Raw genomic sequence first — 13,385 nt, 5'->3', positions numbered from 1 at the left:
CTCCGGCGGCGGTGTCGGTGTCGTTTCGAAAGCCGGAGCCCGCCGCAGGGCCGCGACGCGGCGTGCCCGGCCCCCGGCCCCCGGCCCCGCATCGGGGTGTTGCTTGCGGGCATCTCCCCTGCCACGCCGCGGACCCGCGCAGTACATTGGGTCGCCAACCCCGCGCCCCCATGGAGCCGCCCCCACCCCAGCCCCCGTCGCTGACCGACGCCGAGCTGCTGGCGCGCTACGAGCGGGCCATGGCCGGCTCGCAGGACGGCTATTGGGAGCGCAACCTGCGCAGCAACCTCAGCTGGTATTCGCCGAGTTTTCGCGCGATGTTCGGCTTCGGGCCCGACGAGCTGCCGAACGACCGCAACGTCATCAACGCGCGCGTCCACCCGGACGACATCGGTCCCTTCCTGGCGTCCTATCAGGCGGCGATCGACAGCGTCGGCAGCTTCACCTACGAGGTCCGCTTCCTCGACCGGCAGGAGCGCTGGCGCTGGGTGCGCGGCCGCGGCCGCGCCTGGGCCGGCAGCGACGGCCGCTCCGAGGTCATCACCGGCGCGCTGAGCGACGTGCACCGCGAGAAGACGACGCAGCAGGCGCTGACGCAGATCACGCAGCGCTTCGAGCGTGCCGTCGAGGCCGCGAACGAGGCGCTGTTCGAGCGCTGGGCCGACAGCGACGACTTCTACCTCGCGCCGCGCTTCGCCGAGCTGCTGGGCTACACGCCGGCCGAGCTCGGCACGAGCCGCGCCCGGCTGACCGGGCTGATGCATCCCGAGGACCGCGATCGCTTCGAGTCGCGCGTCGCCGTCGGCATCGACGAGCGCAGCCGCTGGACCATCGACTACCGGATGCGCACGAAGTCCGGCGGCTACCGCTGGTTCCACTCGCGCGCGATGGCGCAGGAGGACGCCGACGGGCGCGTCCTGGTGACCGGCGTGATGGCCGACATCCACGAGCAGGTGATGGCGCGCGAGGCGCTGCAGCGCCAGCAGCAGCACCTGGAGCAGCTGGTGAGCGAACGCACGGCCAAGCTCGAGGCCACGCTGGCGCTGGCCGAGCAGCAGCGCGCCGCGGCCGACCGCGGCAGCGAGGCGAAGTCGCGCTTCCTGGCGCACATGAGCCACGAGATCCGCACGCCGCTGAACGGCGTGCTGGGCCTCAACGAGCTGGCGCTGCGCAGCGCGCAGTCGCCGGCGCAGCGGCGCCACCTCGAGCTGGCGCTGCAGTCGGGGCGCTCGCTGCTCGGCATCATCAACGACGTGCTCGACTTCTCGCGGCTCGAGGCCGGCAAGCTGGCGCTGGTCGACACGCCCTTCGACCTGCCCGGCCTGCTGGCGCAGACGCTGCGCGCGGTGATGCCGGCGGTGCGCGGCAAGGGCCTGAACGTGATGTTCGACCACATCGGCGACATCACGCGGGTGCGCGGCGACCCGGAGCGGCTGCGCCAGATCGCGACCAACCTGCTGGGCAACGCGGCCAAGTTCACCGAGCGCGGCCATCTGGCGCTGGTGACGACGATGCGGCCCGCCGGGCCGGGCCGCTGCGAGGCGGTGATCGAGTTCCGCGACACCGGCCCCGGCATGGACGCCGCGACGCAGGCCCGCGTGTTCGACGCCTTCGTGCAGGGCGACGCCAGCCTGACGCGGCGCCACGGCGGCACGGGCCTGGGCCTGTCGATCGCGCGCGGCCTGGCCGAGGCGATGGACGGCGAGCTGACGCTGGCCAGCACGCCGGGCGCCGGCAGCTGCTTCACGCTGCGCCTGCCGCTGGCGGTCGACGGCGACGCGCAGCTGTGGCAGCCGGTGCCGGGCCGCGCCTGGCTGCTGTACACGCGGCCGATGATCGGCGAGTGGCTGGTGACGCGCTTCGCGCGGCTCGGCTGGCAGTCCGCGCTGCTGCCGGGGCTCGCGGCCGCGGTGGCGCAGGCGCGGCAGACGCCGCCCGCCGATCACCCCGAGCTGGTCGTCGTGGCCGAGCACGTGCTGGGCGAGTCGCCGGACCTGGCCGGGCTGCGCGCCGCGCTGCCCGACGCACGCATCACGCTGCTGGTGCGGCCGGACTGGGCCCAGCCCGAGGTCGAGCTGGCGGCGCGCGCGCTGGCGATCACGCCCAGCTTCATGCCGCTGACGCCGCACGACCTGCTGGAGATGCTGCAGCCGTCGGCCGCCCATGCGGCGCTGCCGCCGATCACCCGGCCCGGCGCGCTGCCGCGGCGCGTGATGCTGGTCGAGGACAACCCGGTCAATCGCCTGATCGGCGAGCAGATGCTGGTCGCGCTGGGCCTGGAGGTCGACAGCGTCGACGGCGGCGAGGCCGCGATCGCCGCCTGCCACACGCAGCCGCCGGACCTGATGCTGCTGGACGTGCAGATGCCGGGCCTGGACGGCCACGCGACCTGCCGCCGCCTGCGCGCGCTGCAGCAAGGCGGCACGCTGCCGCCCTTCGCGATCGTCGCGCTGACCGCGCACGCGCTCGAGAGCGACCGCGCCGCCAGCCTGGCCGCGGGCATGGACGGCTTCCTGACCAAGCCGATCGTGCTGGAGCAGTTGCGCGCCGAGCTGCTGCGCTGGCTGCCGGACGACGACGAGGCCTGAAGAAAAAACGGCGCGCCGGGAACCGGCGCGCCGCTTGCAAGTGTCCGCTGCGCTCAGTCGTCGGCGTAGATGTCGCGGTCCTTGGTCTCGGGCACGAACAGCAGGCCGATGACGAAGGTCCCGAGCGCGATCACCACCGGGTACCACAGCCCGTAGTAGATGTCGCCCGACTGCGCCACCATCGCGAAGGCCGTGGCCGGCAGCATGCCGCCGAACCAACCGTTGCCGATGTGGTACGGCAGGCTCATCGAGGTGTAGCGGATGCGGGTCGGGAACAGCTCGACCAGCGCCGCGGCGATCGGACCGTAGACCGCCGTCACGTAGATCACCAGGATGGTCAGGATGCCGATGATGGTGAGCTTCTGCGCGCTGAAGATGTCGAACATCTTGAGCACGTTCCACAGGCCTTCCTTGGGCTCGATCGGGATCTTGACCTTTTCCGGATCGCTGGCGCCGGGGTAGCCGGCCTTGGTGATCAGATCCGCGGCCTTCTTGGCGAAGTCCGGGTCCTTGGCCGACAGCGCCTCTTCGGCGCCGATCTTCACCGTCGCCACCGTGCCGGCCGGGGCGTCGACCGTGGTGTAGCTGACCGCGTTGCGCGCCAGCAGGGCCTTGGCGATGTCGCAGGACTTGGTGAACTTGACGGTGCCGGTCGGGTTGAACTGGAACGAGCAGTCGGCCGGGTCGGCATTGACCACCACCGGCGCCGACGCCTGCGCGCGGTGCAGCGCCGGGTTGGCCGTGGCCGTCAGCGCCTTGAACAGCGGGAACACGGTGAGCGCCGCGATCAGGCAGCCGCCCAGGATGATGGGCTTGCGGCCGACGCGGTCGGACAGCGCGCCGAACACCAGGAAGAAGCCGGTGCCCAGCGTCAGCGACCAGGCGATCAGCACGTTGGCGGTGAACTGGTCGACCTTCAGGATCGACTGCAGGAAGAACAGCGCGTAGAACTGGCCCGTGTACCAGACCACGGCCTGGCCGGCGACCAGCCCGAGCAGCGCCAGCAGCGCGATCTTGGCGTTCTTCCACTGGCCGAAGGCTTCGGACAGCGGCGCCTTGGACTGCTTGCCCTCTTCCTTCATCTTCTTGAAGGCCGGGCTCTCGTTCATCTGCAGGCGGATGTAGACCGACACGGCCAGCAGCAGCACCGACAGCAGGAAGGGAATGCGCCAGCCCCAGGCCGCGAACGCGGTGATCTTGGTCTTGGTGCCGCTGATCAGCACTTCGACTTCGGGGTAGTTGGCGTTGACGTAGATCTGCGTGAACAGGATGACGATCAGCGACAGCAGCAGGCCGAGCGTCGCCGTGGTCTGGATCCACGCGGTGAAGAAGCCGCGCCGGCCCTTCGGCGCGTGCTCGGCCACGTAGGTCGCCGCGCCGCCGTACTCGCCGCCGAGCGCCAGGCCCTGCAGCATGCGCAGGGCGATCAGGCTGACCGGCGCGGCCCAGCCGAGCACCTCGTAGCCGGGCAGGCAGCCGACGATGAAGGTCGACAGGCCCATGATGACGATCGTGATCAGGAAGGTGTGCTTGCGGCCGACCAGGTCACCGAGGCGACCGAACACCAGCGCGCCGAACGGCCGCACCAGGAAGCCGGCGGCGAAGGCCAGCAGCGCGAAGACGTTGCGCGTCGCCTCCGGGTAGTTGGAGAAGAACTGCGCGCCGATGATGGCCGCCAGCGAACCGTAGAGGTAGAAGTCGTACCACTCGAAGATGGTGCCGAGGGACGAGGCCAGGATGACCTTCTTCTCCTCGCGGGTCATGGGTGCCGCCGCGGTGGATGCGGTGGCGGGCAGGACGGCGGCCATGGGGGTTGTCTCCTTGTGTGCAGACGCCGCAGCTGCGGCGCGTGCCGAGGAGGATCCGCGGTGCGACTTGACAGGCCCTGACGCCAAACCAACGCACGCTGACGGCTCGCGGGTTAACCCCCGCGCCTTGTATTGCGATGCGAAAGCGGGCTTGCCCGCAACTTACGCGACAGGCTGGCGTCAGCGCGCCCGCGTCACGCCGGTCCCGACCTGCGCGGGCGCGTCCCAGTGCGCGGCGAACCAGGGATCGCCGCGCAGGCAGGCCGCGGCCATGTCGAGCGCGTCGAAGCCCCAGAACAGTCGGGCCCCGCCATCGGCCCGCGGCAGCTCGAGCGTCGGCACGCCGAACACGCCGCGCGCGACGGCGGCTTCGGTGTTCTCGCGCAGCTGCTGCTTGACGGCGTCGGACTGTGGATCACGTCTTGGCTGCAGGCGTGCGCCCAGCTCGGCCAGCCGCGCCGCATCGTCGGCCGGCGCGCCGCCCTGCCACACATGGCGCAGCACGGTCTCGCACTGCAGGCGGTTCGGCCGGCCGTCGTCGGCGCAGGCCAGCAGCAGGCGCAGCAGCGGCAGCGGGTTGAAGGGATGCACAGCCGGCACCTCCATCGCCAGGCGCTGGCGGTGCGCGAGCCAGGCGATCTGGCGATAGGTCCAGTCGCGCTTGGGCGCGATCTCGGCCGGACCGAGCTGGCCCCAGTGCTTCAACAGGCCGGCGAACAGCAGCGGCCGGTACTCGACGACGTAGGAGCAGCCTTCCAGCGCCTGCGGCAGCTGCTCGAAGGCGAGGTGCGCATACGGCGAGATCGGATCGAACCAGAAGGTGATCGGCGTCATCGCGCGGTCTCCGTCGCGCCGGAGCGCCGCGCCCCCAGCTGCAGCCAGATCGCGCGCTTGGCCGCGTCGTCGAGCCGGCCCCAGGCGACGATCTCGTCGAGCGTGCGCCAGCAGCCCTCGCACCAGCCCGTGGTCGCGCTCATGCGGCAGACGCTGTTGCAGGGCGACGGCACCGGCGTGGTCGCGACGTCGGCTTGCTTCACGACTGCACCACGTCCGCGACCGGCGCCCCGGTCAGTTGCTCGAGCTGCTGCGGGCTCAGCGGGAACACGCCGTTCGGATGGCCGGCCGCGGCCCAGATCTCGTCGAAGCGGAACAGCTCGCGGTCGATCAGCGTCACGCAGGGCCGGGCATGGCCGAGCGGCGCCACGCCGCCGATCGAGTAGCCGGTGTGCGCCTTGACGAAGTCGGCATCGGCGCGCTTCAGCGCACCGGTGTGCGCGGCCACCTTGGCTTCGTCGACCCGGCGATCGCCGGAGGTGACGACGAGCACGGCCGCGTCGTCGTCGCGGCGCCGGAAGATGACGCTCTTGGCGATCTGGCCGAGTGACACGCCGAGCGCGTCGGCCGCCTCCTGGGCGGTGCGGGCCGCGATGTCCAGGAAGCGCGGCGCGCGCGGATGACCCAGCTCCGACAGCACGCGCGTGACGTGCCGGAAGCCCTCGGGCCGCGGCTCGAGCGTCGCCTCGTTCATGCGGCGGCTTCCGCCGTCGGCCGCTTCGCGAGCACGGCGTTCGCGACGCGCGACACCGGCTTGCGGCCGAGCACGCCGGAGATCCAGCCGGCGGCGTCGACCAGCGCGTCGAGGTCGATGCCGGTCTCGATGCCCAGTCCGTGCAGCAGGAACACCACGTCCTCGGTCGCGACGTTGCCGGTCGCGCCCTTGGCGTACGGGCAGCCGCCCAGGCCGCCGACGCTGGCGTCGAAGACGTGCACGCCCATCTGCAGGCAGGCGTGCACGTTGGCGAGCGCCTGGCCGTAGGTGTCGTGGAAATGGCCGCTGACCTCGTCGAGCGGGTAGTGCCTGAGCGCGCGCTCCATCGCGGCCTGCACGCGCCGCGGCGTGCCGACGCCGATGGTGTCGGCCACGCCGACGTGCTGGACGCCGATCTCGTGCATCAGCCGCGCCACCAGCTCGACGCGATCGGGATGGATGTCGCCTTCGTAGGGACAGCCGACCGCGCAGGAGATCGCGCCACGCACCTTGATGCCGGCCGCGCGCGCCGCGGCCGTGACCGGCGCGAAGCGCTCGATCGACTCGGCGATCGAGCAGTTGATGTTCTTCTGGCTGAAGGCCTCGCTGCAGGCGCCGAAGACGACGATCTCGTCCGGCTGCGTGGGGACGGCGGCCTCGAAGCCCTTGAGGTTGGGCACCAGCACGCTGTAGCGCACGCCGGGTCGGCGGTGGATGCCCGCCATCACCTCGGCGTTGTCGGCCATCTGCGGCACCCACCTCGGGCTGACGAAGCTGGTGACCTCGACCTCGCGCAGGCCGGCCGCCTGCAGGCGATGCACCAGTTCGATCTTGTGCGTGGCGGCGACCGGCTGCCTCTCGTTCTGCAGGCCGTCGCGCGGACCGACATCGACGAGGCTCACTCGACTCGGCAGCATGTGCGTTTCCTCACGAACAGGACCCTCGTTGCGTCAGCAGGTGCCCACATTCCCCCATGAACCGGTGTGGACCCTCCCCATTGTGCGGGATGGGCAGGTGATCCCCCGCAAAGCACCATGCATTCACCTCGCGGAGTTCCTCGTGACCACCACCACCTTCACCCGCCTCCAGCTCGCCACCCGCATCCACTTCGCGCTGCTGCGCAACCTGGGCGAGGGCATCGACGTCGGCCGCATGCTGCGCCAGCGCGACTATGCGGACGAGGCGCTGAATGTCTGCCGCAGCCTCGACGACGACGGCCTGTTCGACCTGGCCAACCGCTTCGAGGAAGCGACGGCCGCCGAGAACGCGAAGGTCCACATGGACGTCGCCGCCAAGGCCGCGCGCGCGGCCCTCGCGCTGATCCCGCGCCGCGGCCCGGTCACTCCGCAGGAGATGCCCTGGTCGCAGCAGACCAGCGGCTTCGGCCTGACGCACACGCTCGAAGCCGAACCGCCGACGCCGCCGGTGCGCCGCTTCTCGGTGTCGGGCTGGCTGGGATTCGGCGCCGACAGCCAGGAACGCCACTGATCCCGAGGCGTCGCTCACGACGCCTGCGCCTCGAAGTCGAGCAAGGCCTCGCCCTCGCCGACCTGCTCGCCGGCGGCAAACCGCAAGCCCTTCACGACGCCGTCGCTCGGTGCGGCGAGCGTGTGTTCCATCTTCATCGCTTCCATCACCGCGAGCGGCTGACCGCGCTTGACGCGATCGCCGGGCTGCGCGAGGAACGCCACCACCTTGCCGGGCATCGGCGCCGTCAGCCGCCCGCCCTCGGCGGCGCCCTCGCCGGCGTGGCCCAGCACATCGACCTCGCGCGACAGCGCCGACCCCTCGGGCGCGAACACCGCGACGTCCTCGCCGATGGCATAGACCGACAGCAGCAGTCGCCGCTCGCCGACCACCACGTCATAGCGATCGCTGCCCGCCGGCACGGCCGAGAACGCCTGCGCCCGTTCCCCGGTCGTCAGGACCATGCTGCCGTCGTGCCGACGCTCCAGGGCGACGCGATGGTGGGCTCCGGCATGGTCGATCTCGAAGCGGCGCGTCGCACCGCCGTGCAGGCGCCAGCCGTCACGGCGTGACCACGGGTCGGCGGCCTCGGCGGCGCGCTCCAGCGCCAGCGCATGCGCCGCGACGCCGCTCGCCACGATGTCGATCGGCAGGGCCGGTGCATCGAACAACGCGGCGCGCTCGCGCTCGATCAGGCCGGTGTCGAGGTCGGCCGACGAGAACGAGGCGCTGGCCGCCGCACGCCGCAGGAAGGCCACGTTGGTGTGCGGCCCGACGATGTGCGTCGCGGCCAGCGCGGCATCCAGCCGGCGCAGCGCCTGCGCGCGGTCCTCGCCCCAGACGATGAGCTTGGCGACCATCGGGTCGTAGTGCGGCGTGATGGCGTCGCCCTCGCCGACGCCGGCATCGACACGCACCGGCGCCGGCTCGTGGAAACGCTCGGCATCGGCGTTGCGACTGAAGGCCACGTGCGCGGGCCAGCGCAGCACGTCGAGCCGGCCGATGGACGGCAGGAAGTTCGCGTCCGGGTTCTCGGCGCAGATGCGCGCCTCGATCGCGTGGCCGTGGATCCTGAGCTCGTCCTGCTTCAGCGGCAGCGGCTCGCCGGCCGCCACGCGCAGCTGCCACTCGACCAGGTCGAGCCCGGTGATCGCCTCGGTGACCGGGTGCTCGACCTGCAGCCGCGTGTTCATCTCCATGAAATAGAAGCGACCGTCCTGCTCGGTGATGAACTCGACCGTGCCGGCTCCGACGTAGCCGACCGCCTTGGCGGCCGCGACCGCGGCCTCGCCCATCTCGCGGCGGCGTTCGGGCGTCATGCCGGGCGCGGGGGCTTCCTCCAGCACCTTCTGGTGACGACGCTGCACCGAGCAGTCGCGCTCGAAGAGGTAGACGCAGTCGCCGTGGCGGTCGCCGAAGACCTGGATCTCGATGTGCCGCGGCCGGGTCACGTAGCGCTCGACCAGCACCGCGTCGTCGCCGAAGCTGTTGATCGCCTCGCGCTGGCAGGACGCCAGCGCCGCGTCGAACTCGGACTCGGCATTGACGACGCGCATGCCCTTGCCGCCGCCGCCTGCGCTGGCCTTGATCAGCACCGGATAGCCGATGCGCCCGGCCTCGCGCTTGAGCAGCGCCGGATCCTGGTCGGCGCCGTGGTAGCCCGGCACCAGCGGCACGCGCGCTGACTCCATCAGTCGCTTGGACTCCGCCTTCAGGCCCATCGCCTGGATCGCCGACGGCGGCGGCCCGATGAAGACGACGCCGGCATCGGCGCAGGCCTGCGCGAAGCCTTCGTTCTCGCTCAGGAAGCCGTAGCCCGGGTGCACGGCCTGGGCGCCGGTCGCCAGCGCGGCCCGCAGGATGCGCTCGTGCAGCAGGTAGCTGTCGCGCGGCGCATTGCCGCCGATGTGCACGGCCTCGTCGCAGGCCCGCACGTGGCGCGCGTTCGCGTCGGCGTCGGAGTAGACGGCCACGGTCGCGATGCCCAGCCGGCGCGCGGTGGCCGCGACCCGACACGCGATCTCGCCGCGGTTGGCGATCAGGATCTTCTTGAACATCTCGTTCTTCTCCGTCAGGCCGCCGTCGACGACGGCAGGCCGAGCAGCATCTTCAGTCGCGACCACACGCGCCGCAGGAACTTCGACAGCCACCAGATCACGCCCAGCATCGTCACGAAGGCCAGCGACACCGCGACGATGGCGAGCACCGGGTGCTCGAAGGCCAGCCACAGCATGCCCGGCACCGCCAGGTCGCCCAGCAGCGACAGCCCGATGTTGGAGAAAGGCTCGGGCGAGGTGTTGACCGCCGCGCGCGTGCTTGCCTTCGCCGCATGGCTGGTGGCGGCCAGCGTGCCGCCCAGCAAGGCGGCCACCGCGGCCATCGTGGCGTGATCGGCCCCGAACACGCCGGCCGCCAGCGCCGCGCCGGCCGGGATGCGCAGCAGCGTGTGCACCAGGTCCCACAGCGAATCGAGCCCGGGGATCTTGTCGGCGAAGAACTCGGCGAACACCATCAGGCTGCTGCCGGCCAGCATCGCCGGATGCTGCAGCAGCTGCAGGCCCGGCGGCAGCGACACCCAGCCGGCATAGCCGACCAGGCCGGTGATCGCCAGCACCGCGTACAGGCGCAGGCCGCTGGCCCAGCCCAGCGTCGCGGCCAGCGCGATCAGCTGGGTCGTGTCGAGAGCCTGCAGCGCATCCATGCGTTCATGCGGCCCAGTGCGGCCTGGTCTTGCCGAGGAAGGACGCGATGCCGTGCCGGCCATCGTCGGACGCGCGCGAGTCGGCGATGAACGCGACCGTCCGTGCGACCAGCGCCGCATCGACCGGCTGCGTACCCACGTCGTGCAGCAGGCGCTTGCAGTCGGCCAGCGCCTGCGGGCTGGCGGCCAGGAAGGCCTCGACGAAGTGCTGGACCTTCGCATCGAGCTGATCGGCGGCGACGGCTTCGTGCACGGTGCCGATGCGCGAGGCCGTCGCGGCATCGAAGCGCTCGGCGGTCAGGAAATAGCGCTGTGCCGCATGCGCGCCCATCGCGCGGATCACGTACGGCGAGATCGTCGCCGGGATCAGCCCGAGCTTGACCTCGCTGAGGCAGAAGTGCACGCCCTCGGCGGCGACCGCGACGTCGCAGGCGGCGACCAGTCCCATGCCGCCGGCGTAGGCGTCGCCCTGCACGCGAGCGATCGTCGGCTTGCGGCAGGCGGCGATGCTGCGCAGCATCTCGGCCAGCGCGCCGGCGTCGGCCAGGTTCTCGTCGCGCGAGTAGCCCGACATGCGGCGCATCCAGTTCAGGTCGGCGCCGGCACAGAAGGCGCTGCCGTCGGCGGCGAGGACGATCACGCGCACGCTGTCGTCGGTGTCGAGTGCGCGGAAGGCCGCCGTCAGCTCGGCGATCACGACCTCGTTGAAGGCGTTGCGCACCTCGGGACGCGCGAGCGTGACGCGCGCCACGGCGGGTGCGGGGCGTTCGATGCGGATCGTGGTCGGGTCGGTCATCGCGGGCTCAGTATCTTTTGGCGGCTTCGTCGAGCATGACCTCGGTCGCGCCGCCGCCGATCGCCAGGATGCGCGCATCGCGCCATAGGCGTTCGATCGCGGTCTCGCGCATGTAGCCCATGCCGCCGTGGAACTGCTGGCAGGTCGAGACGACCTCGTTGACCAGTTCGCCGGTCAGGGCCTTGAGCATCGACACGTCCTGCACCACGTCGCGCCCCTGCGTGACCAGCCAGGCGCAGTGGTACATGTAGGCGCGCGCGGCGCGGGTCTTCGCGTCGAGCATCGCGAGGCGCTGGCGGATGGTCTGCTTGTCCCACAGCGTGGCGCCGAAGGCGCGACGGTCGCGGACCTGGGTCAGCGTCATCTTCAGCGCCTGCGTCGCATGGCCGACGGCCATCGCGGCCAGCGCGATGCGCTCGGTCTGGAAGTTCTTCATCACCGCGTGGAAGCCCTTGCCTTCCTCGCCCAGCAGGTTGGCGGCGGGGATGCGGCAGTTCTCGAACACCAGCTCGGCGGTGTCCGACGACAGCCAGCCGGTCTTCTTCAGGGAGCGGCCGACACTGAAGCCGGGCGTGCCCTTCTCGACGATGAACATCGAGATCGCGTGCCGGCCCTCGCCGGTTCTCGCGGCGATGAAGTAGAGGTCACCGTGCACGCCGTTGGTGATGAAGAGCTTCGTGCCGTTCAGCACCCACTCATCGCCCTCGCGCCGGGCCGTCGTCCGCAGGCCGGCCACGTCGGAGCCCGCGCCGGGCTCGGTGATGCCGACGGCGGTGATGGTCTCGCCGCGGATCACGCCCGGCATGTAGCGGGCCTGCTGCGCCGCGCTGCCGGCATGGTGCAGGTGCGGGCTGGCCATGTCGGTGTGCACGAGCACCGTGATGATGAAGCCGCCGAAGGTCGACTGCGACAGCGCCTCGGCGAACACCAGGTTGGTCAGCGCGTCGGCCTCGGCGCCGCCGTGCTCGGCCCCGTACATCAGGCCCAGCAGGCCGGCACCGCCCATCTTGCGCAGCACGTCGCGCGGCGTGAAGCCGGCTTCTTCCCACTTCTCGGCGTGGGGTTCGACCTCGCGCGCCAGGAAGCGCGCGACCTGGTCGCGCAGCAGTTCGTGTTCGGGGCTGAGGTAGATGTTGTCGTTGCTCACGGCCGGGCCTTCACATGCGGAACACGCCGAAGCGCGGCGAATCGGGAATCGGTGCGTTGAGGCTCGCGCTGATCGCCAGCGCGAGCACGCGCCGCGTGTCGGCCGGATCGATGACGCCGTCGTCCCACAGCCGCGCGCTGGCGTAGTACGGGTGCGACTGGTGCGCGAACTGGTCGAGGATGGGCTGCTTGATCGCAGCCTCCTGCTCGGCCGTCATCGTGCCGCCCTTGGCCTCGACCGCCTCGCGCCGCACGGTGGCCAGCACGCCGGCCGCCTGCTCGCCGCCCATCACGCAGATGCGCGCGTTCGGCCACATCCACAGGAAGCGCGGCGAGTAGGCGCGGCCGCACATGCCGTAGTTGCCGGCGCCGTAGCTGCCGCCGATGATGACGGTGAACTTGGGCACGGTGGCGGTGGCGACCGCGGTGACCATCTTGGCGCCGTGCTTGGCGATGCCCTCGGCCTCGACCTTGCGGCCGACCATGAAGCCGGTGATGTTCTGCAGGAAGACCAGCGGCACGCGGCGCTGGCAGCACAGCTCGATGAAGTGCGCGCCCTTCATCGCCGAGTCGCTGAAGAGGATGCCGTTGTTGGCGACGATGCCGACCGGCTGGCCCTCGATGTGCGCGAAGCCGGTCACCAGCGTCGGGCCGTAGCGCGCCTTGAACTCGTCGAACTCCGAGCCGTCGACGATGCGGGCGATGACCTCGCGCACGTCGTAGGGCTTGCGCGTGTCGACGGGGATCACGCCGTGGAGCTCGGCGGGGTCGAACTTCGGCGGGCGCGCGGGCTGCAGCCGCAGCGGCTCGGCCTTGCGCCAGTTCAGGCTGCCGACGATCTGCCGCGCCAGCGCCAGCGCGTGCGTGTCGTTGTGCGCCAGGTGGTCGGCCACGCCCGACAGGCGCGTGTGCACGTCGCCGCCGCCCAGGTCCTCGGCGCTGACGACCTCGCCGGTCGCCGCCTTCACCAGCGGCGGGCCGCCCAGGAAGATCGTGCCCTGGTTCTTGACGATGACCGTCTCGTCGCTCATCGCCGGCACGTAGGCGCCGCCGGCGGTGCAGGAGCCCATCACCACCGCGACCTGCGGGATCCCCTGGGCCGACATGTTGGCCTGGTTGTAGAAGATGCGGCCGAAGTGCTCGCGATCGGGAAATACCTCGTCCTGGTTCGGCAGGTTGGCGCCGCCGCTGTCCACCAGGTAGAGGCAGGGCAGGCGGTTCTCGCGGGCGATCTCCTGGGCGCGCAGGTGCTTCTTGACCGTCATCGGGTAGTAGGTGCCGCCCTTCACCGTGGCGTCGTTGCACACGATCATGCAGTCGACGCCGCTGACCCGGCCGATGCCGGCGATCA

The 13,385-nt window shown here is 71.3% G+C and carries 12 protein-coding genes; 2 read left to right on the top strand and 10 right to left on the bottom strand.

What is annotated here, in order from left to right; all coding sequences use genetic code 11:
- Positions 1-170 precede the first annotated feature (170 nt).
- Complete coding sequence (locus QZV97_RS11055; RefSeq protein ID WP_295641854.1) at positions 171-2,588, top strand: PAS domain-containing protein; 2,418 nt, start codon at positions 171-173, stop codon at positions 2,586-2,588.
- Between the two features lie 53 nt (positions 2,589-2,641).
- On the opposite strand, the gene QZV97_RS11050 is transcribed toward QZV97_RS11055, so the two are convergent.
- The 5 genes from QZV97_RS11050 to QZV97_RS11030 form a co-directional block, all read right to left on the bottom strand.
- Positions 2,642-4,396, bottom strand: a complete 1,755-nt coding sequence (locus tag QZV97_RS11050) for an MFS transporter (protein ID WP_295641852.1) — start codon at positions 4,394-4,396, stop codon at positions 2,642-2,644.
- 180 nt (positions 4,397-4,576) lie between these two features.
- Positions 4,577-5,230 carry a 2-hydroxychromene-2-carboxylate isomerase gene (locus tag QZV97_RS11045; protein ID WP_295641850.1) on the bottom strand — a complete coding sequence of 218 codons (654 nt, stop codon included), beginning with the start codon at positions 5,228-5,230 and terminating at the stop codon, positions 4,577-4,579.
- On the bottom strand, positions 5,227-5,433 hold the full coding sequence (locus QZV97_RS11040) for a DUF1289 domain-containing protein (protein ID WP_295641848.1): 207 nt from the start codon (positions 5,431-5,433) through the stop codon (positions 5,227-5,229). Before QZV97_RS11040 ends, QZV97_RS11045 begins: the two co-directional genes overlap by 4 nt.
- Complete coding sequence (locus QZV97_RS11035) at positions 5,430-5,924, bottom strand: YbaK/EbsC family protein (RefSeq protein ID WP_295641846.1); 495 nt, start codon at positions 5,922-5,924, stop codon at positions 5,430-5,432. Before QZV97_RS11035 ends, QZV97_RS11040 begins: the two co-directional genes overlap by 4 nt.
- Positions 5,921-6,841, bottom strand: a complete 921-nt coding sequence (locus QZV97_RS11030; protein WP_295641844.1) for a hydroxymethylglutaryl-CoA lyase — start codon at positions 6,839-6,841, stop codon at positions 5,921-5,923. The genes QZV97_RS11035 and QZV97_RS11030 overlap by 4 nt, the downstream gene beginning before the upstream one ends.
- A gap of 142 nt (positions 6,842-6,983) precedes the next feature.
- Between QZV97_RS11030 and QZV97_RS11025 the strand changes: the two genes are divergently transcribed.
- Positions 6,984-7,412 (top strand): hypothetical protein, encoded by a 429-nt coding sequence (locus tag QZV97_RS11025; RefSeq protein ID WP_295641842.1) that lies wholly within the window; start codon positions 6,984-6,986, stop codon positions 7,410-7,412.
- A 14-nt stretch (positions 7,413-7,426) separates the two neighbouring features.
- Here the strand turns inward: QZV97_RS11025 and QZV97_RS11020 are convergent, their stop codons facing one another.
- The 5 genes from QZV97_RS11020 to QZV97_RS11000 form a co-directional block, all read right to left on the bottom strand.
- Positions 7,427-9,448: an acetyl/propionyl/methylcrotonyl-CoA carboxylase subunit alpha gene (locus QZV97_RS11020; protein ID WP_295641840.1), complete on the bottom strand. Its 2,022-nt coding sequence runs from the start codon at positions 9,446-9,448 to the stop codon at positions 7,427-7,429.
- Between the two features lie 14 nt (positions 9,449-9,462).
- Positions 9,463-10,092, bottom strand: coding sequence for a DUF4126 domain-containing protein (locus tag QZV97_RS11015; protein WP_295641838.1), 630 nt, complete (start codon positions 10,090-10,092; stop codon positions 9,463-9,465).
- A gap of 4 nt (positions 10,093-10,096) precedes the next feature.
- Positions 10,097-10,888, bottom strand: coding sequence for an enoyl-CoA hydratase/isomerase family protein (locus QZV97_RS11010; protein WP_295641836.1), 792 nt, complete (start codon positions 10,886-10,888; stop codon positions 10,097-10,099).
- 7 nt (positions 10,889-10,895) lie between these two features.
- Positions 10,896-12,035, bottom strand: coding sequence for an acyl-CoA dehydrogenase family protein (locus QZV97_RS11005; protein ID WP_295641834.1), 1,140 nt, complete (start codon positions 12,033-12,035; stop codon positions 10,896-10,898).
- Positions 12,036-12,045: 10 nt separating this feature from the next.
- A partial coding sequence (locus QZV97_RS11000) for a carboxyl transferase domain-containing protein (protein ID WP_295641832.1) occupies positions 12,046-13,385 on the bottom strand: 1,340 nt, incomplete at its 5' end.

The sequence above is a fragment of the uncultured Methylibium sp. genome (assembly GCF_902826655.1).
Classification (GTDB): Bacteria; Pseudomonadota; Gammaproteobacteria; order Burkholderiales; family Burkholderiaceae_C; genus Methylibium.
This window is presented reverse-complemented; position numbering and strand designations above follow the sequence as displayed.

What these genes read in the sequence shown, in the direction of transcription:
- QZV97_RS11050 (WP_295641852.1), bottom strand. Translation starts at nt 4,396, where the DNA reads ATGGCCGCCGTCCTGCCCGCCACCGCATCCACCGCGGCGGCACCCATG.
- QZV97_RS11020 (WP_295641840.1), bottom strand. Translation starts at nt 9,448, where the DNA reads ATGTTCAAGAAGATCCTGATCGCCAACCGCGGCGAGATCGCGTGTCGG.
- QZV97_RS11015 (WP_295641838.1), bottom strand. Translation starts at nt 10,092, where the DNA reads ATGGATGCGCTGCAGGCTCTCGACACGACCCAGCTGATCGCGCTGGCC.
- QZV97_RS11010 (WP_295641836.1), bottom strand. Translation starts at nt 10,888, where the DNA reads ATGACCGACCCGACCACGATCCGCATCGAACGCCCCGCACCCGCCGTG.
- QZV97_RS11035 (WP_295641846.1), bottom strand. Translation starts at nt 5,924, where the DNA reads ATGAACGAGGCGACGCTCGAGCCGCGGCCCGAGGGCTTCCGGCACGTC.
- QZV97_RS11045 (WP_295641850.1), bottom strand. Translation starts at nt 5,230, where the DNA reads ATGACGCCGATCACCTTCTGGTTCGATCCGATCTCGCCGTATGCGCAC.
- QZV97_RS11055 (WP_295641854.1), top strand. Translation starts at nt 171, where the DNA reads ATGGAGCCGCCCCCACCCCAGCCCCCGTCGCTGACCGACGCCGAGCTG.
- QZV97_RS11030 (WP_295641844.1), bottom strand. Translation starts at nt 6,841, where the DNA reads ATGCTGCCGAGTCGAGTGAGCCTCGTCGATGTCGGTCCGCGCGACGGC.